This window comes from Streptomyces sp. NBRC 109706 (assembly GCF_000974485.1).
Classification (GTDB): Bacteria; Actinomycetota; Actinomycetes; order Streptomycetales; family Streptomycetaceae; genus Streptomyces.
This window is the reverse complement of the sequence record NZ_BBOM01000005.1, coordinates 773221-795565: the sequence shown is the minus strand read 5'-3', so window position 1 is coordinate 795565 and position 22345 is coordinate 773221. Positions and strand designations below refer to the sequence as shown.

The 22345-nt window shown below is 72.3% G+C and carries 19 protein-coding genes and 1 pseudogene; 15 read left to right on the top strand and 5 right to left on the bottom strand.

What is annotated here, in order from left to right; translation table 11 throughout:
• Nucleotides 1–2: 2 nt before the first annotated feature.
• Entirely contained in the window at nt 3–965 is a 963-nt protein-coding gene (locus AOM46_RS08540; RefSeq protein WP_062207613.1) for a hypothetical protein, read from the bottom strand.
• An 11-nt stretch (nt 966–976) separates the two neighbouring features.
• Complete coding sequence (locus tag AOM46_RS08535) at nt 977–1519, bottom strand: MarR family winged helix-turn-helix transcriptional regulator (protein ID WP_062207611.1); 543 nt, start codon at nt 1517–1519, stop codon at nt 977–979.
• A 109-nt stretch (nt 1520–1628) separates the two neighbouring features.
• On the opposite strand from AOM46_RS08535, the gene AOM46_RS08530 reads away from it, so the two are divergent.
• From AOM46_RS08530 to AOM46_RS08490, 9 genes are all read left to right on the top strand, one after another.
• A complete protein-coding gene (locus tag AOM46_RS08530; RefSeq protein ID WP_062207609.1) occupies nt 1629–2555 on the top strand; it encodes an EamA family transporter in 927 nt (308 codons plus the stop codon).
• Nucleotides 2556–2557: 2 nt separating this feature from the next.
• On the top strand, nt 2558–3445 hold the full coding sequence (locus tag AOM46_RS08525) for an SDR family oxidoreductase (protein ID WP_062207607.1): 888 nt from the start codon (nt 2558–2560) through the stop codon (nt 3443–3445).
• Between the two features lie 146 nt (nt 3446–3591).
• Nucleotides 3592–4515: a ribokinase gene (locus tag AOM46_RS08520; protein WP_062207605.1), complete on the top strand. Its 924-nt coding sequence runs from the start codon at nt 3592–3594 to the stop codon at nt 4513–4515.
• Complete coding sequence (locus AOM46_RS08515) at nt 4512–5510, top strand: ABC transporter permease (RefSeq protein ID WP_062207603.1); 999 nt, start codon at nt 4512–4514, stop codon at nt 5508–5510. The genes AOM46_RS08520 and AOM46_RS08515 overlap by 4 nt, the downstream gene beginning before the upstream one ends.
• Before the next feature lie 49 nt (nt 5511–5559).
• A complete protein-coding gene (locus tag AOM46_RS08510) occupies nt 5560–6585 on the top strand; it encodes a substrate-binding domain-containing protein (RefSeq protein ID WP_062207601.1) in 1026 nt (341 codons plus the stop codon).
• Entirely contained in the window at nt 6585–8135 is a 1551-nt protein-coding gene (locus tag AOM46_RS08505) for a sugar ABC transporter ATP-binding protein (RefSeq protein WP_062207598.1), read from the top strand. Before AOM46_RS08510 ends, AOM46_RS08505 begins: the two co-directional genes overlap by 1 nt.
• Nucleotides 8136–8163: 28 nt before the next feature.
• The gene (gene rbsD, locus AOM46_RS08500) at nt 8164–8619 is read left to right on the top strand and encodes a D-ribose pyranase (RefSeq protein ID WP_062207596.1); all 456 of its coding nucleotides are present in this window, start codon (nt 8164–8166) and stop codon (nt 8617–8619) included.
• 52 nt (nt 8620–8671) lie between these two features.
• On the top strand, nt 8672–9379 hold the full coding sequence (deoC, locus tag AOM46_RS08495; protein ID WP_062207594.1) for a deoxyribose-phosphate aldolase: 708 nt from the start codon (nt 8672–8674) through the stop codon (nt 9377–9379).
• A gap of 85 nt (nt 9380–9464) precedes the next feature.
• Complete coding sequence (locus AOM46_RS08490; protein WP_234313678.1) at nt 9465–10229, top strand: GntR family transcriptional regulator; 765 nt, start codon at nt 9465–9467, stop codon at nt 10227–10229.
• Here the strand turns inward: AOM46_RS08490 and AOM46_RS08485 are convergent.
• Entirely contained in the window at nt 10204–11235 is a 1032-nt protein-coding gene (locus tag AOM46_RS08485) for a saccharopine dehydrogenase NADP-binding domain-containing protein (RefSeq protein ID WP_062207591.1), read from the bottom strand. The genes AOM46_RS08490 and AOM46_RS08485 overlap by 26 nt on opposite strands.
• A gap of 99 nt (nt 11236–11334) precedes the next feature.
• On the opposite strand from AOM46_RS08485, the gene AOM46_RS08480 reads away from it, so the two are divergent.
• A complete protein-coding gene (locus AOM46_RS08480) occupies nt 11335–12303 on the top strand; it encodes a helix-turn-helix domain-containing protein (RefSeq protein ID WP_370592661.1) in 969 nt (322 codons plus the stop codon).
• Nucleotides 12304–12558: 255 nt separating this feature from the next.
• Here AOM46_RS08480 and AOM46_RS35815 read toward each other — a convergent pair whose 3' ends face one another.
• Both AOM46_RS35815 and AOM46_RS08465 read right to left on the bottom strand, forming a co-directional pair.
• Nucleotides 12559–14568 (bottom strand): glycosyltransferase family 4 protein, encoded by a 2010-nt coding sequence (locus AOM46_RS35815; RefSeq protein ID WP_062207585.1) that lies wholly within the window; start codon nt 14566–14568, stop codon nt 12559–12561.
• Nucleotides 14569–14874: 306 nt separating this feature from the next.
• Nucleotides 14875–15573, bottom strand: a complete 699-nt coding sequence (locus AOM46_RS08465; protein ID WP_062207583.1) for a FadR/GntR family transcriptional regulator — start codon at nt 15571–15573, stop codon at nt 14875–14877.
• A 197-nt stretch (nt 15574–15770) separates the two neighbouring features.
• Between AOM46_RS08465 and AOM46_RS08460 the strand changes: the two are divergent.
• The 5 genes and pseudogenes from AOM46_RS08460 to AOM46_RS08440 all read left to right on the top strand — a co-directional run bounded on the left by AOM46_RS08460 (nt 15771) and on the right by AOM46_RS08440 (nt 22305).
• Nucleotides 15771–17386 (top strand): annotated as a pseudogene (locus AOM46_RS08460) (ABC transporter substrate-binding protein).
• Nucleotides 17383–18342, top strand: a complete 960-nt coding sequence (locus AOM46_RS08455; RefSeq protein WP_062207581.1) for an ABC transporter permease — start codon at nt 17383–17385, stop codon at nt 18340–18342. Before AOM46_RS08460 ends, AOM46_RS08455 begins: the two are co-directional and overlap by 4 nt.
• The gene (locus AOM46_RS08450; RefSeq protein ID WP_062207579.1) at nt 18339–20303 is read left to right on the top strand and encodes a dipeptide/oligopeptide/nickel ABC transporter permease/ATP-binding protein; all 1965 of its coding nucleotides are present in this window, start codon (nt 18339–18341) and stop codon (nt 20301–20303) included. Before AOM46_RS08455 ends, AOM46_RS08450 begins: the two co-directional genes overlap by 4 nt.
• Nucleotides 20300–21373 carry an ABC transporter ATP-binding protein gene (locus AOM46_RS08445; RefSeq protein ID WP_062207577.1) on the top strand — a complete coding sequence of 358 codons (1074 nt, stop codon included), beginning with the start codon at nt 20300–20302 and terminating at the stop codon, nt 21371–21373. Before AOM46_RS08450 ends, AOM46_RS08445 begins: the two co-directional genes overlap by 4 nt.
• On the top strand, nt 21370–22305 hold the full coding sequence (locus tag AOM46_RS08440) for a dihydrodipicolinate synthase family protein (RefSeq protein ID WP_062207575.1): 936 nt from the start codon (nt 21370–21372) through the stop codon (nt 22303–22305). The genes AOM46_RS08445 and AOM46_RS08440 overlap by 4 nt, the downstream gene beginning before the upstream one ends.
• The last annotated feature ends 40 nt before the right edge of the window (nt 22306–22345 follow it).

The window sequence follows — 22345 nt, the reverse complement described above, 5'->3', positions numbered from 1 at the left end:
TCTCACCCAAAGGCGTTCGAATGGTCGTCGCTGTGGCGGATGGGGTGGCCGGTGGGGGCGGTGGTGAGCCAGGTGTTGTCGCCGAGGAGGTGGATGTCGTGGGGGGCTTCCGCGTGGGGGGTGAACTCGGCCTGGATCTCGCCGGTTTGGGCGTGGACGCGGTAGAGGCGGGACCAGTCCTCCTCGTTTTCGGTCTCTCCGGCGAGGGTGGCGACGAGGGTGTCCTCGTTCAGGAAGCCGCCGAACCAGTCGACGAAGATCTCGTCCGGGTCGTGGCCGAAGGCGTCGACGGTGAGGCTGAACGTCACCTCGCCGTCGGGGTGGCGGTGGACGGCGAGGTCGGTCTGCTGGTGGTCGACGGTCATGAACCGGGTTCCGTCGGGTGAGAGGCCGATCAGGATCCGGTCGTGCCAGGGGTAGCGGACGAGGTCCAGTCGGCCGTCGACCAGCGACGCGCGGTGGATGACCGTGCCGTCCTGTCCCTCGCCCACATCGAGAAGCATGAACTCGCCTGCGGGATGGGGCAGTTGCTCGCCGCCGTGGCCGACGGTCCCCAGATCCGCCTGGGCGAGCACCGCGCCGGTGGCGGCGTCCAGGGCGACCCACCGGTCGGGCCGGTCGCGGCCGGCCAGGACGTCGGGCCGGTAGATCCACAGCACCCGCCCGTCCAACGACAGCGCGCAGCCCGGCCGGTGGCCGTACCGTTCCCGTGACCGGGGGGCGAACTCCGAGCGCCAGACCTCGGCGCCGTCCGCCGTCACACAGACCGCCGCGTGGAGCGTCGTGTAGAAGACGTGGCGGGGATCGGCGGCGACCGCGTGTTCCACGACCTCGTCGCCGGCGGCCGGCCGGCAGGTCAGCGCGGGGGTGAGCACGCCCAGGGCGTCGGCGGCCGGTCGGTAGACGCAGAGGCGTCCGTCGACGAGCCGGGTGAAGGGCCGGGGCGGGCGCGGGAGTTGGGCCATGCCTCGGAAGGCTAGTCGTCCGGCGTCAGGGGGTTGCCCGGGGCGTGGTCGCCGAGGCCGATGAGCAACTGGCGGAGCAGGCCGGCGAGTTGGTGTTGGTCCTGGTCCGTCAGCTCGGCCAGGAGGCGGGCTTCCAGGGCGAGGTGGCCGGCGACCGCTCCGTCGGCCAGTTCGCGGCCGGCGTCGGTGAGCGTGATCAGCACGCTGCGCCGGTTGGTCGGGTCGGTCTCGCGGGTGACCAGCTCTCTGGCGACCAGCCGGTCGATCCGGTTGGTGATGGCGCCCGAGGTGACCATCGACGCCTCGACCAGCTGTTTCGCGGTGAGCCGGTACGGGGGGCCTGAGCGCAGCAGGGTGCCCAGGATGTCGAACTCCCACAGCTGGAGTCCGCGGGTCGCGAAGTGGTCGCGGATCTCGCGTTCCAGCAGGCGGCAGGCGCGTTGCAGTCGGGCGACGACGGCCATGGGGGAGGGGTCGAGATCCGGCCGCTCGGCGCGCCACTGATCGAGTCGCCAGTCGACGTTGTCCGCCTTGTCCGCGTCGTGCTGCGCCATCGGCCGGCCTCCGAACGTCTCGAAACGTCTCAACGTGAAACTGTTTGACGTTAGCCTAACCGCTGTCTACTCTCCTCCGCGTTGAACATTTCAACGTTAAGGAGTTTGGATGGCTCAGGACCGGAGCCGATGGGGCGTGACCGCGTTGGCCGCGTGTGCGCCGGTGAGTTGGGGGACCACCTACCTCGTCACCACCGAGTTCCTGCCGCCGGGGCAGCCGTTGGTGTCCGGGGTGATCCGCGCGCTGCCGGCCGGGCTCGTGCTGCTGGCCGTCACCCGGCGACTGCCCCACGGGGTGTGGCTGGCACGGGCGTTGGTGCTCGGCACGCTCAATATCGGCGCGCTCTTCGCGCTGTTGTTTGTCGCCGCCTACCGGCTGCCCGGCGGCGTCGCGGCGACGCTCTTCGCCGTCCAGCCGCTGCTGGTCGCCGCGTTGGCGCTGCTGCTGCTCGGGGAGCGGCCCAGCCGTTGGCGGCTCGGCTGGGGGCTGGTCGGGGTGGTGGGCGTGGGGCTGATCGTGCTGCGGGGCCGGCTGGCCTTCGACGCGCTCGGCGTGCTGGCCGGCATCGGCGCCGCCGGCGTGATGGCCGCCGGGATCGTGCTGGTCAAACGGTGGGGGCGGCCGCCGGGCGTCGGCCCCGCGGCGCTCGCCGGCTGGCAGCTCACCGCCGGTGGCCTGGTGCTTCTCCCGCTCGCCCTCGCCTTCGAGGACGCGCCGACCGTCTGGGACGCCGGCGCGATCGGCGGCTACGCCTGGCTGGCGACCGCCGGCGCGCTGCTCGCCTATCCGGTCTGGTTCCGGGGCATCGGCCAACTCCCGGTGGTCGCCGTCTCGTTCCTCACCCTGCTGTCGCCGGCCGTCGCCGCCGTTCTCGGCCGGCTCTTTCTCGACGAGGGGCTGACGCCCTGGCAGGGCGTCGGCTTTGTCCTGGCGCTGACCGCCATCGCCGCCGCCCAGCTCACCCCGGACGCCGTCCGCGAGCTGATCCCGACCAGGAACCCGACCAGGAACCCGACCAAGAACCGAGGGAACTGAACATGCCACGCACCGTACTGATCACCGGAGCCACCGGAACGGTCTCCACCGCGCTGATCGAGGCCCTGGCCGGGGCGGACATCACGCCACGCGCCCTGGTCCGCGATGCGTCCCGCGCCGCCGGGCCGCGGGCGTGCGGCGTCGAGGTGGTGGTCGGGGATCTCGACGACCCCCGGTCGCTGCCGCCCGCGTTCGCCGGCGTCGACGACGTCTGGCTGCTCACCCCGAACGGCCCCCGCGCGCCCGAGAACAGCTCGAACGCGGTGTGGGCCGCGCGCCGGGCCGGGGTGGAACGGATCGTGCGGCTGTCGGCGGTCGGCGCCGCGCATGACGCGCCGAACCGCGGCGGCCGCCTGCACGCCCTCTCCGACGCCGAGTTGGCGGCCTCCGGCCTGCGCTGGACGGTGCTGCGCCCGCACTGGTTCATGGCCAACCTGCTGAACGAGGCGGCCGGCATAGCCGCCGCCGGCGCCTTCGCTTTGGACATGGGCGGGGCGCGGATCGGGATGGTCGATGTGCGCGATATCGCCGACTGCGCCGCCCGGTTGCTGCTCGACGACCCCGACCGCCACCATGGCCGGATCTACACCCTCACCGGGCCTCGCTCGCTGACCTTCGACGAGGTCGCCGACCAGCTGACCCGGCTGCTGGGCCGCCCCGTGCGCTATCGGCCGGTCGGCGCGGAGGCCGTGCGGGAACGGCTGTCGGGGTACGGGGTCCCCGGCTGGATCGTCGACATGCTGGCGGAGTACGCGCGGGCCTACGCGTCCGGCTGGGGCGATTTCACCACGGACGCCGTCGCCGAACTGCTCGGTCGCCCGCCGCGCGATCTCGCCGACTTCCTCCGCGACCACGCGGACGCCTTCCGGGCGCCGGACGCCCGGCCCTGACCCGGACAACCCCGACCCGGGAACGCCCTCCTCGGGAACAACCCGGACAGAACTGCGCAACGAACATCTCTTGACTGTGAACATCCCTATACATACGCTCCCCCATGTTCAGGGTTGTCCACGTACAAAAGAGCCGGTGTGCATCAATGAAGATCGCAGTTGTCGGAAGCTACGGGGTCGGTCTCACCATGCGGGTGCCCAAGGCTCCCGCCCCCGGGGAGACCGTTTCGGACGGTGCCTTCGACGAGGGCCCCGGGGGAAAGGGCTCCAACCAGGCCATCGGCGCCGCGCGCCTGGGCGCCGAGGTCTCCTTCCTCACCGCCGTCGGCGATGACGACTACGGTCGGGCCGCCCGCGCCCTGTGGGAACGGGAGGGCGTCGACGCCGCTCAGGTGGTGACCGGGCGGGCCGCGACCATGGTGGGCTTCATCCTGGTCGAGCCGTCGGGCGAGAACCGGATCGCGATCGCCCCCGGCGCCCTGGACGAACTCACCGCCGCCGCCGTCGAGGCGTTCCGCCCGGCCATCGCCGAAGCCGATGTGCTGGTGGTCTCCATGGAGATCCCCGCCGCCGCCGTCAGCGCGGCGCTGCGGGTCGGCCGCGCGGCGGGCACCACCACCCTGCTCAACCCGGCGCCCGCCCGCCCGCTGGCCGACGCCGACTGGCCGCTGATCGATGTGCTCACCCCGAACCAGACCGAGGCCCCCGTGCTGCTGGGCCTCCCCGACGGGCATGGCCGCACCGACGCCGAGCTGGTCGCCGAACTCCGCGCCCGCACCGCCGGATCCGTGGTGCTGACCAGGGGCGGCGCCGGCGCGCTGGTCGCCGACGGAAGCCGCGGGCAGGTGGCGGAGGTGCCCGCCCGGCGGGCCGCGCGGGTGGTCGACACCACCGGCGCCGGCGACTCGTTCACCGCCGCCCTCGCCGTGGCGCTCGCCGCCGGCGCCGAGTTGACGACGGCCGTCGCGTTCGCCGCCGAGGCGGGTGCGCACACGGTCTCCGTCGCCGGGGTCATCCCCGCCCTTCCCACCCGGGCCCACCTGAAGACCGAGATTGGAACCCCCCGATGACCACGACCACCGCACCGGCGCGGGCGTCCCTGGACTTCCGTTCCCTGCTGCACGCCAGGGAGTCCGGGGTCTTCGCGGCCCTGGTCCTGCTGTTCGCCCTCGGCACCGTGCTGACGCCCAGCTTCGCCTCGTCCGACAACCTGCTCTCGGTCGGCCAGCAGATAGCGCAGATCGGCATCATGGCCATCGGCGCCACCTTCGTCATCGTCAACGGCGAGATCGACCTCTCCGTCGGCTCGATCTACGCCCTCTCGGCGATCACCACCGGAATGATCATCTCCGAGGGCGTCGCCTGGCCGTTGGCGATCCTCGCCGGCCTCGCGGTCGGCGCGTTCGCCGGGCTGCTCAACGGTCTGGCGGTGGTCGGGCTCGGCGTCCCCTCGTTCATCGTCACGCTCGGCACCCTCAGCGTCTACCGGGGTGTGGCGCTGCTGATCTCCGACGGCGCGCCGATCTCGCTCAGCTCCAGCCAGGACGGGGTCGCCGACTTCAACCTGCTCGGCCAGGGCCGGCTCTTCGGCGTGGTGCCGATGCAGTTCGTGTTCTTCGCGATCGTCGCCGCCATCGGCATCGTGCTGCTCTCCCGCTCCCGCCTCGGCTTCAACACCTATGCGGTGGGCGGCAACCAGGAGGCGGCCCGGCTGGTCGGCATCGACGTCAAGCGGGTCAAGCTGACCGCGTTCGTCCTCTCCGGCTTCACGGCCGCCGTCGCCGGCGTGCTGGGCCTGTCGTTCCTCTCCTATGTGCAGGGCGTCACCGGCAGCGGGCTCGAACTCACCGTCATCTCCGCCGTGATCATCGGCGGCGCCGCGCTCTTCGGCGGCTCGGGAACGATGTGGGGCACCGTGATCGGCGTCGCCTTCATCGGACTCCTCCAGAACATCCTGAACATCAAGGGCATTTCGTCCTTCTGGCAGACCATCGTCACCGGCCTGGTGATCATCGCCGCGGTGGCCGCCGACACCTGGCAGCGCAAGCGCAAGACCAGGGCCTGAACCCCGCAACCCCCAGCTTTCTGAGAACGGACACGACAAAGGAGTTCCGATGTCCCTTCGCTCCACCGCCCGCAGGTTCCTGGCCGCCGGCGTCCTCGCCGCCACCGCGCTGACCGTCAGCGGCTGCGGCGCCATCACCTCCGAGAACTCGGGGTCCTCCTCGGAGGACGGGTTCCAGCTCGCCGCGCATATCCAGGACCGCATCGACCGCGGCGACCCGCTGCGCATCAAGCTCAGCTACCACGACCCGTCGCTCGCCTTCGCCGCCCCGATCAGCGAGGGCATGGAGCGGGCCGCCGACGAACTCGGCGCCGACGTCCAGCTGATCGGCCCCACCGGCGGCGACGCCGCCCAGCAGGTGTCGGAGCTGCAGACCCTGATGCAGCAGAAGTCGGTGGACGGCCTCGCCGTCTCCTCCTCGTCGAGCGACGCGCTCAAGCCGGTGATCGCGCAGGCGTACAACGCGGGCATCCCCATCGTCTCGTTCAACACCGACAACCCGGACTCCGAGCAGATGGGCTTTGTCGGGCAGGACCTCGCCGGTTCTGGCGCCGCGCAGGCCGAGGAGCTGCTGTCGGTGCTCGGCGAGGACGCCACCGGGAAGGTCGTCGTCTTCTCCGTCGACACCGGGGCCGGCTGGTCGCACGACAGGTTCGGCGGCTTCGAGAGCGCGCTGGCCGACTCGGGGCTTGAGGTCGTCGGCCCGGTCAACGTCGGCAACGAGCCCAACGCCGCCTACAACACCGTGGAGTCCACCATGTCGGGCCAGTCGGGGGTGGCCGCGATAGCCGGTCTCGACTGCTGCTCCACCACGGCCGCCGCGCAGTGGGTCCAGCAGTCGGGGAACGCCTGCGAGATCGCCGTGGTCGGCTTCGACCTGCTGCCGGCGACCGCCGAGTACATCGAGCGCGGCGTCGTCGACTTCACCATCAGCCAGAACCCCGCCGAGCAGGGCTACCAGGCCGTCAAGGTGCTCTACGACTTCCTCACCGAGGACACCGAGATCACCGGCGTCGACACCGGCTCCGAGTTCGTCACCGAGGACAACCTCGCCGACGCGGCGGTGGAGGGCTGATGACTTCCCTCGCGAAGGAGACCGGAGGCGCCGCGCCCGCCGTCAGCGTCCGGGGCCTGAGCCGGAACTTCGGCCCGGTCCGCGCGCTCACCGATGTCTCGTTCGACGTCCCCGAGGGCGAGATCACCGCGCTGCTCGGCGAGAACGGCGCCGGCAAGTCCACCCTGCTGAAGATCCTCGCCGGCCTCCAGCCGCCCAGCTCCGGCACCGTCACCGTCTTCGGCGAGGAGCTGACGACGTTCGACCCGAGCACCGTGCTCGGCCGGCACGGCGTGGCGATCGTCCCGCAGGAGCTGTCGCTGCTGCCCGACCGCAGCATCGCGGAGAACGTGCTGGCCGGCGTCGAGCCCGGGCACCGCTGGTTCCCCTCGCGTCGACAGATGCGGGACCGCACCGTGGCCCTCCTCGGCGAGCTGGAACTCGACCTCGATCCGGGCGCGACCGCCGGATCCGTCGACCTCGCCACCCAGCAACTCGTCGTCGTCGCCCGGTCGATCGCCCGCGGCTGCCGGGTGCTGATCCTCGACGAGCCGACGGCGATGCTCACCCCGGCCGAGGCCGAGCGGCTGTTCGCGCTGATGGGACGGCTGAAGGACGCCGGCACCACGATGCTCTACGTATCGCACCGGATGCCGGAGATCTTCCGGCTCGCCGACCAGATCGAGGTGCTGCGCGACGGCGGCCATGTCGCCTCCTCGCGCCGCGTCGAGACCACCCCCGACCAGGCGGTGGCCGCCATGGTCGGCCGCGAACTCGGCCAGTTCGACGGGCGGGAACGGACCGGCCGGCCCGACCGGCGGGCCGCGCTCGCCGTCACCGGGCTCAGCGGCCGCCGGCACCGGGACATCACCTTCGACGTGCGTCCCGGCGAGATCCTGGGCGTCGCCGGGCTGCCCGACTCCGGGCGGGTCGAACTGCTGCACAACATCTTCGGCGGCGACCGGGGCACCGGCGGCACGGTCGAGGTGCTGGGCAGCGACTACCCGAGGCGCGACCCGATCGCCAGCGTCGAACGGAAGCTCGCGTTCGTCCCCGGCGAGCGCCGCGCCCAGGGGCTGCTCTCCACGATGACCGTCGGCGAGAACATCGGCGTGCTGACCACCGGCCGGCTCAGCCGGCTCGGCTTCCTGCGGCGCCGCGCCTTCGACCGGGAGGCCGGGACGCGCGCGGAACGGATGCGGGTGAAGACCGCCAGCCTGGACACGCCCATCACCAACCTCTCCGGCGGCAACCAGCAGAAGGCGGTGCTCGCCCGCTGGCTCGCCATCGACCCGGGCGTGCTGATCCTCGACGAGCCCACCCGGGGCGTCGACGTCGGCGCCAAGGCGGAGATCTACGAGCAGCTCTTCGCGCTGGCCGAGGGCGGCCTGGCGATCCTCTGCTCCTCCTCCGACCTGCCGGAACTGCTCACCCTCACCGACCGGATCGCGGTGCTGAGCCAGGGCCGGCTGGCCGGAGTGGTGGACAGCTCGGAAGCGACCGAGGAGTCGATCATGGCGCTCGCCACCGGCCTCAAGGACGCCACCACCGCACCGGCACCAGCCGCCTGACCACCGACCAACCGAAAGGACCGCGACGATGAAGCGCACCGGAATCCTCAACGCCCAGCTCAGCGGCGCCCTCGCCACGCTCGGCCACACCGACCTGCTCCTGGTCGTCGACGCCGGCTTCCCCGTCCCGCGCGACGCCCACCGCGTCGACCTCGCCATCGCCGAGAACCTGCCGGACCTGCGCACCGTGCTCGGCCTGATCGCCGACGAGCTGGTCGTCGAGGGCGTGGTCCGCGCCGACGACGTGCCCAGCAACAACCCCAGGCTCGACGAGTGGCTGCGACAGCGGTTCGACGACGCCGAGTTCACCACCCGCAGCCACGCCGAGATGCTGGGCGAGACGGCCCGTCAGGCGAAGGTCGTCGTGCGCACCGGCGCGTTCGAACCCTGGGGCAACATCGGCCTGTTCTGCGGCGTCGACGTGCCCAAGTGGTTCGGCGGCGAGGGCGTCGTCGCCCCCGACTACTACGCGGACAAGCTCTGACCGTCCTGCCCGCGCCACCCCCAGTACCACCCCACGAAAGAGACGAACCGACGTGACGCAGTCCACCCTCACCAGCACGGATCTCCAGCCCGCCGAGCTGGCCCCCTTTATCCAGCACACCAGGATCGACGCCGACGCCACCCGCGACGACATGGTCGCCCACGCCAGGGAGGCCGTCACCCACGGCTTCAACGCCGCCATGGTCGCCGCCTCCTGGGTGCCCGTGGTCGCCGCCGAGCTGAAGGGCACCGGCATCGAGGTGGCCTCGGCGCTCGACTTCCCGACGGTCGGCGTGATGACCAGCGCCGGCAAGGCGGCCGAGGCGGCGGAGATCGCCCGGCTCGGCGCCACCCAGATCGACATCGGCGTCCAGATCGGCTGGCTCAAGAGCGGCCGGTACGACGACTTCCGCGAGGACATCGCGGGCGTCGTCCGGGCCAGCGGCCTTCCCGTCAAGGTGATGCTGGAGCTGCCGCTGCTCACCGACGCGGAGAAGCAGGCGGCCGTCGAACTCGCCATGGAGGCCGGCGCGACCTATCTGAAGAACGCCAGCAGCGGGCAGATCGAGACGGCGAATCCCGACAGTGTTCGCTACCTTGTCGAGCGGGCCCGCGAAGGGGTCCTCGTCAAGGCGTCCGGTTCGATCAAGACCTACCGGCAGGCGCTCGGCCTGCTCGGCGCGGGCGCGGTCCTGCTCGGCACCAGCGCCGGTATCTCGATCGTCACCGACACCGGCGACGAGAACACCACGAGCTACTGACCGCCGACCGCCCCGTGGCCCCGGCCGCCCCGGCCGCCGGGGCGGCGGGCCGGATGGCCACCCAGGGATGGAGAGAAGAGCGACAGTGAGCGCCAGGCCGAACGAGGCGGACCGCCCGGACATCAAACGCGATGTCCCCATGGCGATCCATGCCCAGATCTCGGAACACATCAGGTCGCGTATCGCCATGGGCGAGTGGCCGGCGCACTACCGCCTCAAGAGCGAGCCGGAACTCGCCGCCGAACTGGGCGTCAGCCGGGGCACCGTGCGGCGGGCGCTCGCCACCCTGATCGAGGAGGGCCTGCTGCGCCAGGTGCGCGGACGTGGCACCTTCGTCACCTCCACCACCATCGAGCCGGCGATCGCCCAGAAGCTCACCACCCTCTCCGAGGACTTCGCCCACCAGGGCGTGGTGACCAGCACCGATGTGCTGCGGTGCGCGCTGATCGAGCCGCCGCGGCCGGTGGCGGCGCTGCTCGACATAGTGCCGGGCGTCACCGTCCTCGAACTGGTCCGGCTGCGCCGCACCGCCGACGGACCGGTCGCGCTGCTCTACAACTATGTGCGCAGCGATGTCGCTCCCGGGATCGAACAGGTCGACTTCACCGGCTCCAGCCTCTTCGGCGTGCTGGAGGGCACCTACGGCCTGAAGATCGCCACCGCCCGCCGCACCTTCAGCGCCGAGTCCGCGTCCCCCGACGTGGCGGGCGCCCTCGACCTGACGCCCGGCGCGCCCGTGCAGTACCTCCAGCAGGTCACCTATCTCGCGGACGACCGGCCCGTCGAGTACTCGGACGTCTGGATCCACAGCGGCCGGCTGCATGTCACCTCGCTGCTGTCCCGGCGCTGACCTGCCCCCACTCGACGGTGACGCGGGGGGCGAGGGCACGGAGGAAGTCGGCCGCCTCCGCCGCGAAGAGCGCGCCGGCCGAGACGACGCCGACCGTCCCCGTGCGGCCGGTCAGGATCCGGTGCACCGCCTCCACGGCGAGCGGCGCGGTGACCGCGTAGATGTCCTCCCCGCGCGCCACCGCGCGCCGCTCCACACCCCCGGCGCGCACCCGGACATCGACGAGAAACGTCTCGGGCGTCCGCTCCACCGGAGACGCGCCGGCCAGTTCGGTGGCCGCCGTCACGGTCATGGCGGTGCTCACCTCCGGCACGGTCAGATGGCTGGGGATCGTCACCAGATCCGCCATGGAGAACTCGGGAAGCACCGGGCGCTCGCCCAACGGCTCGGGAAACGACCAGTTCAGCGCGGGTGCCGGGGCGTCGTCGTGGTAGACCAGCCGGCCGCCGGTGTAGCGGACCCGGCGGCCCGCCCGCCGCTCCCGGGAGACCGCGCCGGCGGCCCGGGTGCCCGGCGTCGGCCGCCAGCCGCTCAACCCGTAGGCCACCCGCACCTCCTCGGCGGCCGTCCCGCCGTCCAGCGCCGCCGTGACCAGCAGATCGCCGAGGCCGCCATAGAACGCCATCGCCGGCAGCACCACGGTGCCGGCCGCCCGCGCCCGCTCCCCGAACCGCGCGAAGGTGTCGACATTGGCCTCGATCTCGGCCGCCACATCCACATAGGGAACGCCGGCGCGCAGCGCTGCCTCGATCACCGGCGCGGCTGTGGTGGCGAACGGACCCGCGCAGTTGACCACGGCCGCCGCGCCGGCCAACGCCCGGTCCAGGGACGCGGGATCGTCCACGGCGGCCGGGCGGACGTCGAGCCCGGCGCCGATCGCCCGCAGCCGCTCCGGGGAGCGCCCCGATACGACGGGGACGAAACCGCGTCGCCGCAGCTCCGCCACCACAAAGCGCCCGGTGTGCCCGGAGGCGCCGAACACCGTCACCGCACGGTTCTCGCCCATCACTTCTCCAGCCGCTGGAAGGTTCAACGAGTAACATCCTGCGGTCGGTTCTCGATCGGGACGAGTGGCCGAAACGACGACCCCCATACACTTTCGGACATGAGCCCGGATACGAACCCGGATATGAGCGCCGTCGCGCTGGTGGTCACCGAGGGCATGCTGCCGCTCGAACTCTCCCTGGCGCAGGAGGTCTTCGGCGCCGATATCAACGGGGTGCCGGAGCCCTGGTACCGGGTCTCCGTGCACGCCGCCGGCCCGGTGCGGATCGGCAGGTTCCAGGTGCTGCCGGACGCCGGGCTCGACCAACTTCCCTACGCCGGCACGGTGATCGTCCCCGGCTGGGCCGATGTGGACGAGGCCCCGCCGGCCGCACTGGTCGAAGCGGTCCGCGCCGCCCACCGCGCCGGCGCCCGGATCGTCTCGCTCTGCACCGGCGCCTTCGTACTCGCCGCCGCCGGACTGCTGGACGGCCACCGCGCCACCACCCACTGGGCCCACACCGACACCCTCGCCGCCCGCCACCCCGGGATCGAGGTGGACCCCGACGTCCTCTATGTGGACAACGGGCAGGTCCTCACCTCGGCCGGCAAGGCCGCAGCGCTTGATCTCTGCCTCCATCTGGTGCGGCGCGACCACGGCTCGGCGGTCGCCAACACCGTCGCCCGCAACCTGGTCGTCCCCCCGCACCGGGCGGGCGGCCAGGCCCAGTTCGTCGCCGCCCCGGTGCCCGCGCGGGACGACCATCCGCTCGCCGAACTGCTGCCCTGGGCGCTGGAACGGCTCGACCAGCCGCTGACCGTCGAGGATCTTGCCCGCCGCGCGCATCTGAGCACCCGTCAGCTCGGCCGCCACTTCCGCGCCGCGACCGGCACCACCCCGCTGCGCTGGCTGCTCACCCAACGGGTTCGCCGCGCCCAGGAGTTGCTGGAGACCACGGGGGAGAGCGTCGACGCCATCGCGGTCGCCACCGGCCTCGGCACCGCCACCACCCTCCGCCGCCACTTCCACCGCACCCTCGGCGTCCCCCCGGACACCTACCGCCGCACCTTCCGCGCCACCACCCGCTGATCCGGCGGGGCACGGGAACCGACGCAGTACAGACCTCCGTCAACGGCGTCACGGTGTGGGCTTGTCGGGCCGCGCTCAGGCCCGGTGCCGGTATTGCCGGCCGGCGGCGCGCTCGCGCCCTGCACTGGACCACCGGTGGGCTCGCCATCTTCCTGGTCGCCGGCTTCACCGTTTTCAACGGCTACTCCGGCCCCGGCATATGGGTCTACTACGTCGGCTGCGCGGCCACGCTCTTCGCCGCCGCCCGCTTCCCCGTCACCGGTCCGCCTCACCCGTCCCGGCTGCCTCGGCCGAACTGACCGTCCAGACCAGGTCGTTGTCGCCGGTGAAGGCGAGGCGCAGCGTCAACTCGCCGTGGGTGACGGCCGGGTGGACGTCGGTCTTGCGGCGGTCGGCGGTGTCGCCGGCGATCCGGGCCAGCGGGGTCGAGCTGCCGTCCGGGGTGGTGAGGCGCAGCCGCCAGGTGCCGGCGGCGGCGTCGCGGTGGGCCAGGGTGGCGCGCAGGCCTTCGGGGGTGGTGCTGACGGCCAGGGGTATCTCGTCGCCCGCCGGGCCATGGGCGGAGATCCGCGCGCCGGCGCCGGCCCCCGTGGTCAGGGTGATGGTGCTGGCTGCGGCGCCCGTCTCGATCGCGGTGACCTCCGCGTGCCCGGCCCGCTGCCAGGTGCGCAGGGTGAGGTTGCCGTCCTTGGTGGGGTAGGGGATCCAGGCGGTGGCGCCCTCGGCGGTGTCCAGCGGCAGGGCGTTGACCAGCGCGGCGGTCTCCACCAGCCGGGCGGCCAGCCGTTGGGGCTTGGCCGCGACCTCGGTGACCAGGAAGGCGTCCCAACGGCCCTCGGCGAGGGCGTGGTCGGCGCGGCGCAGGACGGCGCGCCCCCGCCGGTCGAACGGGACACGGACGGTGCGGCGCGCCGGGTCCTTGCGCAGCCGCAACAGGAGTTCGCCCCGGGCCTGCTGGTCCAGGGTGACGGTGAGGCTGCCGTCGGCGGCGGCCACCGCATGGGTGCCGGGCCGCGCGGGCTCCGGCGTGCCGGCCGGCACGGCTGCGGTGGCGACGGGCGCCGCCGAACGGGGGCCGAGGAGGCCGCGCAGCCTGGCCAGCCCACCGGCCCGGGAACGGGGGCGGGTGTCGGGACGTAGCCGTCCCACCAGCTCCTCGAACCGCTCCGCGATCAGATCGGGGGCGTAACTCCGGGCGGTGGCCAGGGCGTTGCCGGCGATATGGCGGCGCAGGTCGGGGTCCTTCATCAGGGTGCGCAGCCCCGCGGCGATGCCGGGGACCGGGTCATCGTCGAGCGGAACGAGATAGCCGTCCTCGCCATGGGTGATGATCTCGGCGGGCCCGTGCGGGCAGTCGGTCGAGACGACGGGCACGCCACAGGCCATGGCCTCGATGATGGTCAGGCCGAACGACTCCCACTGGGAGGTGACGGCGGCGACGGCGCCCTTGGCCCACTCCGTCTCGATGGGGGCGACCGCGCCCATCAGCCGGGCCCGGTCGGCCAGTCCGCGTTGGTCGATCCGGGCGCGCAGCGCTGGGCGTTCGGGGCCGCGCCCGTAGATCCGCAGCCGCCAGTCGGGGAACTCGTCGGTGAGCAGCGCGAACGCGTCGATCAGCCGGTCGTAGCGCTTGGTGGCGACCAGCCGCCCGGCGGCGACGATGGTCCTTGAGCCACCGGTGGCCGGCGAAACCCCGGGCAGCGGCGAGCAGTTGGGCAGCCGCTCGATGACGGTGGCCGCGTCGGGCAGGGCCACGCGGTAGGCGTCGGCGTCGGCGTGCGAGACCGGCGTGAAGGCGTCGAGCCGGGGCACGGCGGCGAGCCGCAGCGCCTGCCCCTCGGGGGGCCTGGTGGCCAGCGGGGCGTGTTCCTGGCCGACGCGCAGATAGCGGGCGCTGCCGTAGTGGCCGAGATAGACGCTGAGCGTGGGGCGGGTGGAGACCACCACATCGGCGTCCAGCTCGGCGAGATGGGCGCGCATCCGCTGGTCGCTGAGGAGCGAGACATCGTCCTGCCAGGCGGGCAGCAGCTCGCTGGGACGGTCGGCGGCCGGCGACGTCAGATCGGCGGCGCCCTCCCTGCGGTCGATCAGGGTCTCGACGGGAACGCGCGGGTCGAAGGCGAAGCTGGTGGTGTCACGGTGCCGGTAGAGGCTGGTGACGCGCACGGTGTGGCCGCGTTCGGCGAGCCCGGCCGAGAGATTGGCCACGGAGCGGATCGTTCCGCCGATCCCATAGGCGTTGTTCAGCAGAAACACGATCTTCACGAGAGACCCCCCACAGGTCAGCCGCCCGGGCGTTCCCCCGACGCCCGGCGCACACGCATGTCAACCGGCTCATGTTGGCATGAGATGTGAGGACGCTGTGACGAATATGAATCGCGTCGTGTCGGCGATGAGATGACCGGCGTCGCATGGGTGGCCGGGCGGTGATATGCCGCCTGTGCTGCGCGTTCGCCGCGACGGGTGATCTCTGTAACGTGTCATGCGCATGTGGTGAGCGGATCGAATCCGAGTGCCAAACATGACATAGATCACTGCGGCGAGTTATCCAACTCGCCCCGCTGTGGCGGGTTATGCCGAGGCGCTGTCGGTCAACACCTGGCGGATGCCGGCGAAGTGCTGGCGCATGGCGACGACCGCCCGGGGCGCGTCGCCGGCGGCCAGCGCGGTGACGATCTCCTGGTGGCGGGCGCAGGTGACCCGCGCGTCCTGGGCGTCCTCGCGCAGCTCCTGGCGCACCCGGTGGAAGGCGGCCCAGAAGGCGTCCAGCACCTCGCTGAGCAGATGGTTGCCCAGCGAACGGTAGAGCGTCAGATGGAACGCCCGGTCGGTGGCGGCGCTGACCCGGCCGTCGTCGGCGGCCTCCCGTTCCATGGTGCCGACCAGCTCGCGCAGCCGCGCCAGATCGTCCGCCGGCACCTCGCCGGCCACGCCGCCGATCAGGCCGACCTCCAACGCCTCGCGCACCTCCAGGAGTTCGGCCAGGCTGGCCTCGCCCCTGCGGTGTCGGACGGCGGCCCGGAAGACCATCCCGTCCACGAAGGAGTCCAGGCTGAGGCTGCCGACATAGGTGCCGAAACCATGCCGGATATCAACGATGTTGACCGCCTGGAGGGCTTTGAGCGCCTCCCGGACCGAGTTGCGGCTCACCTCGAAGAGGGTCATCAACTCGGCCTCGGTGGGCAGCGGATCGCCGGGTGCCAGGCGGCGGGTGAGGATCAGCTCCCGGATCTGGCCCTGCACCTCGTCGGACATCATGCGGCGGGCCATAGAAGCCTCTCCCTCTGCTGCGCGCGCCCGCCGCGATCCCGACGGGCCGGCGGTCGACCACGTGACCTTGACCTTCGGTTCACATTCTGCCATCGGAGATAGGACATGGGATGTCCTGGCTCTTGACCTCGGTCCCACCACGCTTCTAGGTTCCTAGGACGTACAACGTAGGACCTCCTAGGCGCTGGAGAAACACCGTGGTTCCTCCCCTCGATCGCAGATCCTTCCTCCGGTTCACCGGCGCCCTGGGGGCCGCCGGCGCGCTCAGCGCGGGGCTCGGCGCCTGCACCGGGCCGCCGTCCACCATCGGCACCGGCGGCGGAAGCGGTTCGGCGCTCGACACCCTCACCGCCGTCATCGGCTATGGAAACGACCAGAGCTGGGACCCGACGCAGACCGCTTCGGCGTTCTCCATGGCCGCCAACCACCATATCTACGAGGGGCTGTTGGACACCGACCCGCTCACCCGCACCCCCTACCCCGCGCTGGCCACCGCGCTGCCCGCCGATCCCACCGCCACCACCTGGCAGTTCACCCTCCGCGAGGGCGCCCGCTGGCACGACGGCGAGCCGGTGACCGTCGACGATGTGCTGTTCACCTTCGAACGCGTCCTCGACCCCGAGGTCAACACCCTCGCCCGCTCGTTCTTCGCCAGCTGGCTCGCCGAGGTCAGGGCCGTCGACGAACGTGTCGTCGAGCTGGACTTCCGCTTCCCGTTCCCGGACGCCGCGCCCCGGCTGACCATCGCCAAGATCATGCCGCGCCATGTCTTCGGCGCCGAGGGCGCCTGGGACCTGGCCACCGGCGGCCTCGCCGTCGGCTCGGGGCCCTACCGGCAGACCGCCCACCACCCCAGGTCCAACACCACCTTCGAGGCGTTCGAGGAGTACAACGGCCCCCGCCACCCCGCGTTCCGCGCGATGAACTGGCGCTCCGTGGTGGACGCCGCGCCCCGCGTCGCCGCGATATCGGGGGACAGCGCCGAGGCCCAGCTCGCCGAGAACATCCCCTATGCCAATGTCGAGCAACTGCGCGACGACGGCCTCCAGGTGGAGGGCGGCGCCGGGATGAACCACCTCTTCCTGATGTTCAACACCGAGAACCCGCCCTTCGACGACGTCCGGGTCAGGCAGGCCCTCCTCTATGCCCTGGACATCGACCAGTTGATCGAGGTCGGCCTCAAGGGCTACGGCCGGCCGGTGAGTTCGTTCCTGGACGAGGGCAACCCGGCGCACCGGCCCGCGTCCACCGTCTACACCCACGACCCCGAGCTGGCCAGGCGGCTGCTGGACGAGGCGGGCGTCGACGAGATCGACGTCAACCTGATGTCGGTCAACGTCAGTTGGGCCGTCGACTGCCTGCCGACCATCAAGGAGTCCTGGGACGCCATCGGCGTGCACACCACCCTGGAGCCGCAGGAGACCTCCGCGCTCTTCACCAAGATGGACCAGGACCGCGCCTACCAGGTGGTCGCCGCCGTCTCCAACCCCAACCAGTTCGGCCTCGACGCCGACCTGATCCTGCGCTACAACTACACGGCCGGCGGCCTGTGGATGTCCTACACCGGTTGGGACGGCGGCGAGGACGCCGGCGAGCTGTTCTCGCTGATGGACCGGGCCACCGAGGAGCCGGACCCCACCGCAAGCTGGAGCTCACCCACCGCTGCCTCGACCTGGTCGCCGAGGCCGCCGTGCTCTACCCCGTGGTCCACAACGAACTCCTCACCGCCTGGAACCCGCGCGCCGTCACCGGCATCAGGGCGCAGCCCTACCCCGGGGTCAACGTCCTCCAGTCCGGGGCGGTCGTCTCGTGACCGTCGTCCTGCGGATGGTGCTGCGCCGGGTGCTGCTGCTGGTGCCGCTGCTGCTGGGCATCATCCTCTTCGTCTTCCTGGTCATGCGGTTCTCCGACATGGACCCGGCCTCCGCCTACTTCCAGGGCGCCAACCCCACCCAGGAGCAACTGCACGAGTTCCGCGAGGAGAACGGGCTGCTCGACCCGCTCCCGGTGCGCTACGCCGCGTTCGTCGGCGATCTGGTCACCGGCGACATGGGCATCAGCGTGCTGACCCGCGCCCCCGTCTGGGACCAGGTCACCACCGCGCTGCCGCTCACCCTCCAACTCACCTTCCTCGGGCTGGGGATCGCGGTGCTGATCGCGCTGCCGCTGGGCGTGCTGGCCGCCCTCTACCGGGACAGGGCGCCCGACCAGATCATCCGCGTGGTCTCCCTGGTCGGCGTCGCGGCCCCCGCGTTCTGGCTGGCGCTGCTGCTGATCCAGTACCTGGCCGTGGGCCGCGGCTGGTACCCCACCGGCGGCTATATCAACCCCCAGGACTCGCTGCGGGGTTGGCTCAACAGCCTGACGCTGCCCGCGCTGGCGCTCTCCCTGCCGGTCGCGGCGCAGCTCACCCGCGTGGTCCGCACCGCCGTGGTGGAGGAGCTGGACCGCGACTACGTCCGCACCGCCATCGGCGGCGGACTGCCGCCCGTGGTGGTCGTCGGGCGCAACGTCCTGCGGAACGCGCTGATCAACCCGCTGACCGTGCTGGGCCTCCGGGTCGGCTATCTGCTGGGCGGCGCCGTGGTGATCGAGACGATCTTCTCGCTGCCCGGCATGGGCAAGCTGATGATCGACGCGGTCCGCAACGGCGACCCGGCCGTCGTCCAGGGCGTGGTGCTGACCACCGCCGTGGGCTTCGTCGTGGTCAACCTCGCCATCGACATTCTCTATCTGCTGGTCAACCCCAGGCTGAGGAGCGCCGCGTGAGATTCCTCAAGTCACCACACCGGCCAGGCGCGTTGGCCCGACTGACGCCGCTCTCCAGGGTCGCGCTGGTCGCGCTGCTGCTGGTGGTGCTGGTCGCGCTGCTCGCCCCCTGGCTGGCGCCGCACGACCCCTATGCCCAGTCCGGCAGCTCCGACGGGCCGTCCGGCGACCACTGGATGGGCCAGGACAGCCTGGGCCGCGACATTCTCAGCCGACTGATGCACGGCGCCCGTTGGTCGCTGGCCATCGGCCTGGGCGCCACCGGGCTGGCCCTGGTCGCCGGCGCGGTGATCGGCGCCGTCGCCGCCACCTCCCGCAAGGCGGTCGACGAGACGCTGATGCGCTGCCTGGACGTCGTCATGGCGTTCCCCGGCATCGCGCTGGCCGCCGTGCTGATCTCCGTCTTCGGCGGCGGCATCCCCGTGCTGGTCTGCGCCATTGCCTTCCTCTACACCCCGGCCATCGCCCGGGTGGTGCGCGCCAACGTCCTCGCCCAGTACGGCGAGGACTACGTCACCGCCGAACGCGTCATCGGCGCCCGCACCCCGCACATCCTGATCCGCCATGTCGCCGTCAACTGCGCCGCGCCCGTCCTGGTGTTCTGCACCGTGATGGTCGCCGACGCCATCGTCTTCGAGGCGTCGCTCTCCTTCATCGGCGCCGGCGTCCGCCCACCGGAACCGTCCTGGGGCAGCGTCATCGCCGACGGCAAGAACCTGGTGCTGCTGGGCGGTTGGTGGGCCACGGTCTTCCCCGGGCTGCTGATGCTGCTCACCGTGCTGGCACTCAACGTCCTCGCCGAGGGCGTCTCCGACCGCTGGGCCGCCCCCACCACCCGGGACCGCCCCGCCGAACGGGACGCCGCCGACCCCGTCGAACGCGCCGCCGCCCCGCCCACCGGCGAGGTGCTGCCGCTGCCGGGTCTGGAACGCGCCGGCGAACGGCTGCGCGCGCTGGCCCGGCCGCCCGTCACCGCCGAACCGGTGCTCAGCGTCCGGGAGTTGACCGTGAGCTTCGCCGACCGACACGGCGGCACCGAGGTGGTCGCCGGCGTCGGCTTCGACGTCCGGCCGGGCGAAGTCGTCGGCCTGGTCGGCGAATCGGGCTGCGGCAAGTCCCTGACCGCGCTCACCGTGATGGGCCTGGCACCGGCCGGCGCCAGCGTCGGCGGCAGCGTCCGCTTCGACGGGCGCGAACTGACCGGCCTTGCCCCCCGCGCCCGCCGGGCGCTGCTCGGCCACCAGATGGCGATGGTGTACCAGGACGCGCTCTCCTCACTCAACCCCGCCATGACCATCCGCGCCCAACTCCGCCAACTGGTCCGCAGGGGCGGCCGACGTACCCCCGCCGAACTCCTCGAACTGGTCGGCCTCGACCCGGCGCGGGTGCTCCGCGCCTACCCGCACGAGATATCCGGCGGGCAACGCCAACGCGTGCTGATCGCCATGGCGCTCTCCCGCGAGCCCAGGCTGATCATCGCCGACGAACCCACCACCGCGCTGGATGTCACCATCCAGGCCCAGGTCATCGAGCTACTGCTGCGGCTGCGCGCCGAGTTGGGCTTCGCGCTGGTGCTGGTCTCCCACGATCTGGCGCTGGTCGCCGATGTCACCGACCGGGTGGTGGTGATGTACGGCGGGCAGATCGCCGAGACCGGCGTCACCGCCGACCTGGTGGGCGCCCCCGCCCACCACTACACCAGGGGACTGCTGGGCTCGGTGCTGTCGCTGGAGTCGGGCGCGGCCAGGATGACGCAGATCAGGGGCGTGGTGCCGTCGCCGGCCGACTTCCCCGCCGGCTGCCGCTTCGCCGACCGCTGCCCACTGGCCGACGCCGACTGCGCCGAACCGCCGCCACCCCGGCCGGCCCCAGGCCCCGGCCACCTGGTCGCCTGCCACCATCCGGCCCCACCACCGGGCCCGGGCCGGGAATCCGACACCAGGGAAGGGGCGGAGCGATGAACGTCGACCACGAGCGGGCGGCGCCGCTGACGGAACTGCGCGGGGCGCGGCTCTCCTACGCGGCGCGCGGCGCCGGCCTCTTCCGCCCGCCGCGCGTCCAGGCCCTGGTGGACATCGACCTCGCCATCGCCCCCGGCGAGACGCTGGGCGTGGTCGGCGAATCGGGCTGCGGCAAGTCGACGCTGGCCAGGGTGCTGGTCGGCATCGAGAAGCCCGAGTCGGGCACCGTGCTGCACGGCGGCCGCGACCTGTGGGCGATGCCCGCCGACGAACGCCGCCGCACCCTGGGCGGCGGCGTCGGCATGGTCTTCCAGGACGCCGCCACCGCCCTCAACCGGCGGCTGCCGGTGCACCGGGTGCTGCGCGACCCCCTGGATGTGCACCGACGCGGCTCGGGCGCCCAACGCGACGCCCGCGTAAGGGAGTTGCTGGGCCTGGTCGGGCTGCCGTCCTCGGTGGCCGACGCGCTGCCCGGGCAGCTCTCCGGCGGCCAGCGGCAACGCGTCGCCATCGCCCGCGCGCTGGCCCTGGAACCCGCGCTGGTGATCGCCGACGAGCCGACCAGCGCGCTGGACGTCTCCGTCCGGGCCCAGATACTCAACCTCCTGCTGGACCTCAGGGAACGGTTGGGCCTGGCCATGGTCTTTGTCTCCCATGACATCCAGACCGTCCGGCGGATGAGCGACCGGGTGATCACCATGTATCTGGGGCGGATCGTGGAGGAGGCCCCCGCCGAGCGGGTCACCGGACACGCCCGCCACCCCTACACCCGGGCGCTGTTCTCGGCCACGCCGGGACTGCTCGACCCGATCGAGCCGATCCCGCTCACCGGCCCGCCGCCCTCGGCCACCCGCCCACCCAGCGGCTGCCCGTTCCGCACCCGCTGCTGGAAGGCCGACGAGCGGTGCGCCGAGTCGATGCCGGACTTCCGGGACGAACCCGGCGAAACTCCCGATGGGCACCGCTTCCGCTGCCACCACCCGGTGGCCGCCTCGGAGTCCACCCACCAACTGGTCGCCCAGGCCACCGCAGCCCAGTCGACCGCAGCCCAGGACAAGGAGCGTTCATGACTCTGCCCGCCCGCCTCGCCGGGGTGATCCCCCCGGTATGCACCCCGCTGACACCCCGGGGCGAGGTGGACACCGCCTCCCTGACCCGCCTGGTCGACCAGCTGGTCGGCGCCGGCGTGCACGGGCTCTTCCTGCTGGGCTCCACCTCGGAGGCCGCCTTTCTCACCGACCGGCAACGGGTCACCGTGGTGGAGACCGTCGCCGCCCGGGTCGACGGGGCGCTCCCGGTGCTGGCCGGCGCCATCGACATGACCACCCCCCGGGTGATCGAACACGCCACCGCCGCGCTCGCCGCCGGGGCCGACGCCGTCGTCGCCACCGCCCCCTTCTACACCCGCGTCCAACCCCAGGAGATCGAACGGCACTTCAGGGCGCTGGCGCACCGCGTCCAGGCCCCCGTCTTCGCCTATGACCTGCCGGTCGCCGTCCACAGCAAGCTGGGCGCCGATCTGGTGCTGCGGCTGGCCGCCGACGGGGTGCTCGCCGGACTCAAGGACTCAAGCCCCGAACTCGGCGTGTTCCGCGAGGTGTTGCGCGAACTGCGGGAGGGACCGGCCGGCGACGGGTTCGCCGTTCTCACCGGATCCGAACTCATCGTGGACGCCGCCCTGTTGCTCGGCGCCGACGGGGTCGTCCCCGGCCTGGGGAACGTCGACCCGCACGGCTATGTCCGGCTGGTCGGGCACTGCGCACGCGGCGAATGGCAGGCCGCCGCCGCCGAACAGAACCGGCTCGGACGGCTGTTCGCCCTGGTGGACGAGGGCTCCCCGGCCCGGATGGGCCGCGGCTCGGCCGCCATCGGCGGCTTCAAGACGGCCCTCTATCTGCGCGGCTGGATCGACCACCCGACCACCGCCGAGCCCCAGATCCCGCTCGACGAACGGGAGACGGAGCGCGTCGCCCACCATCTGGCCACCGCCGGACTGCTCTGACCGAGCCCGAAACGGCGCCGGGCCGGCTCACCCCGGGGGG

Excerpts from the sequence above, each read along its gene's own strand:
- AOM46_RS08540 (WP_062207613.1), bottom strand. The coding sequence starts at position 965 with ATGGCCCAACTCCCGCGCCCGCCCCGGCCCTTCACCCGGCTCGTCGAC.
- AOM46_RS08535 (WP_062207611.1), bottom strand. The coding sequence starts at position 1,519 with ATGGCGCAGCACGACGCGGACAAGGCGGACAACGTCGACTGGCGACTC.
- AOM46_RS08530 (WP_062207609.1), top strand. The coding sequence starts at position 1,629 with ATGGCTCAGGACCGGAGCCGATGGGGCGTGACCGCGTTGGCCGCGTGT.
- AOM46_RS08525 (WP_062207607.1), top strand. The coding sequence starts at position 2,558 with ATGCCACGCACCGTACTGATCACCGGAGCCACCGGAACGGTCTCCACC.
- AOM46_RS08520 (WP_062207605.1), top strand. The coding sequence starts at position 3,592 with ATGAAGATCGCAGTTGTCGGAAGCTACGGGGTCGGTCTCACCATGCGG.
- AOM46_RS08515 (WP_062207603.1), top strand. The coding sequence starts at position 4,512 with ATGACCACGACCACCGCACCGGCGCGGGCGTCCCTGGACTTCCGTTCC.
- AOM46_RS08510 (WP_062207601.1), top strand. The coding sequence starts at position 5,560 with ATGTCCCTTCGCTCCACCGCCCGCAGGTTCCTGGCCGCCGGCGTCCTC.
- AOM46_RS08505 (WP_062207598.1), top strand. The coding sequence starts at position 6,585 with ATGACTTCCCTCGCGAAGGAGACCGGAGGCGCCGCGCCCGCCGTCAGC.
- rbsD (WP_062207596.1), top strand. The coding sequence starts at position 8,164 with ATGAAGCGCACCGGAATCCTCAACGCCCAGCTCAGCGGCGCCCTCGCC.
- AOM46_RS08485 (WP_062207591.1), bottom strand. The coding sequence starts at position 11,235 with ATGGGCGAGAACCGTGCGGTGACGGTGTTCGGCGCCTCCGGGCACACC.
- AOM46_RS08480 (WP_370592661.1), top strand. The coding sequence starts at position 11,335 with ATGAGCCCGGATACGAACCCGGATATGAGCGCCGTCGCGCTGGTGGTC.
- AOM46_RS08465 (WP_062207583.1), bottom strand. The coding sequence starts at position 15,573 with ATGGCCCGCCGCATGATGTCCGACGAGGTGCAGGGCCAGATCCGGGAG.
- AOM46_RS08445 (WP_062207577.1), top strand. The coding sequence starts at position 20,300 with ATGAACGTCGACCACGAGCGGGCGGCGCCGCTGACGGAACTGCGCGGG.
- AOM46_RS08440 (WP_062207575.1), top strand. The coding sequence starts at position 21,370 with ATGACTCTGCCCGCCCGCCTCGCCGGGGTGATCCCCCCGGTATGCACC.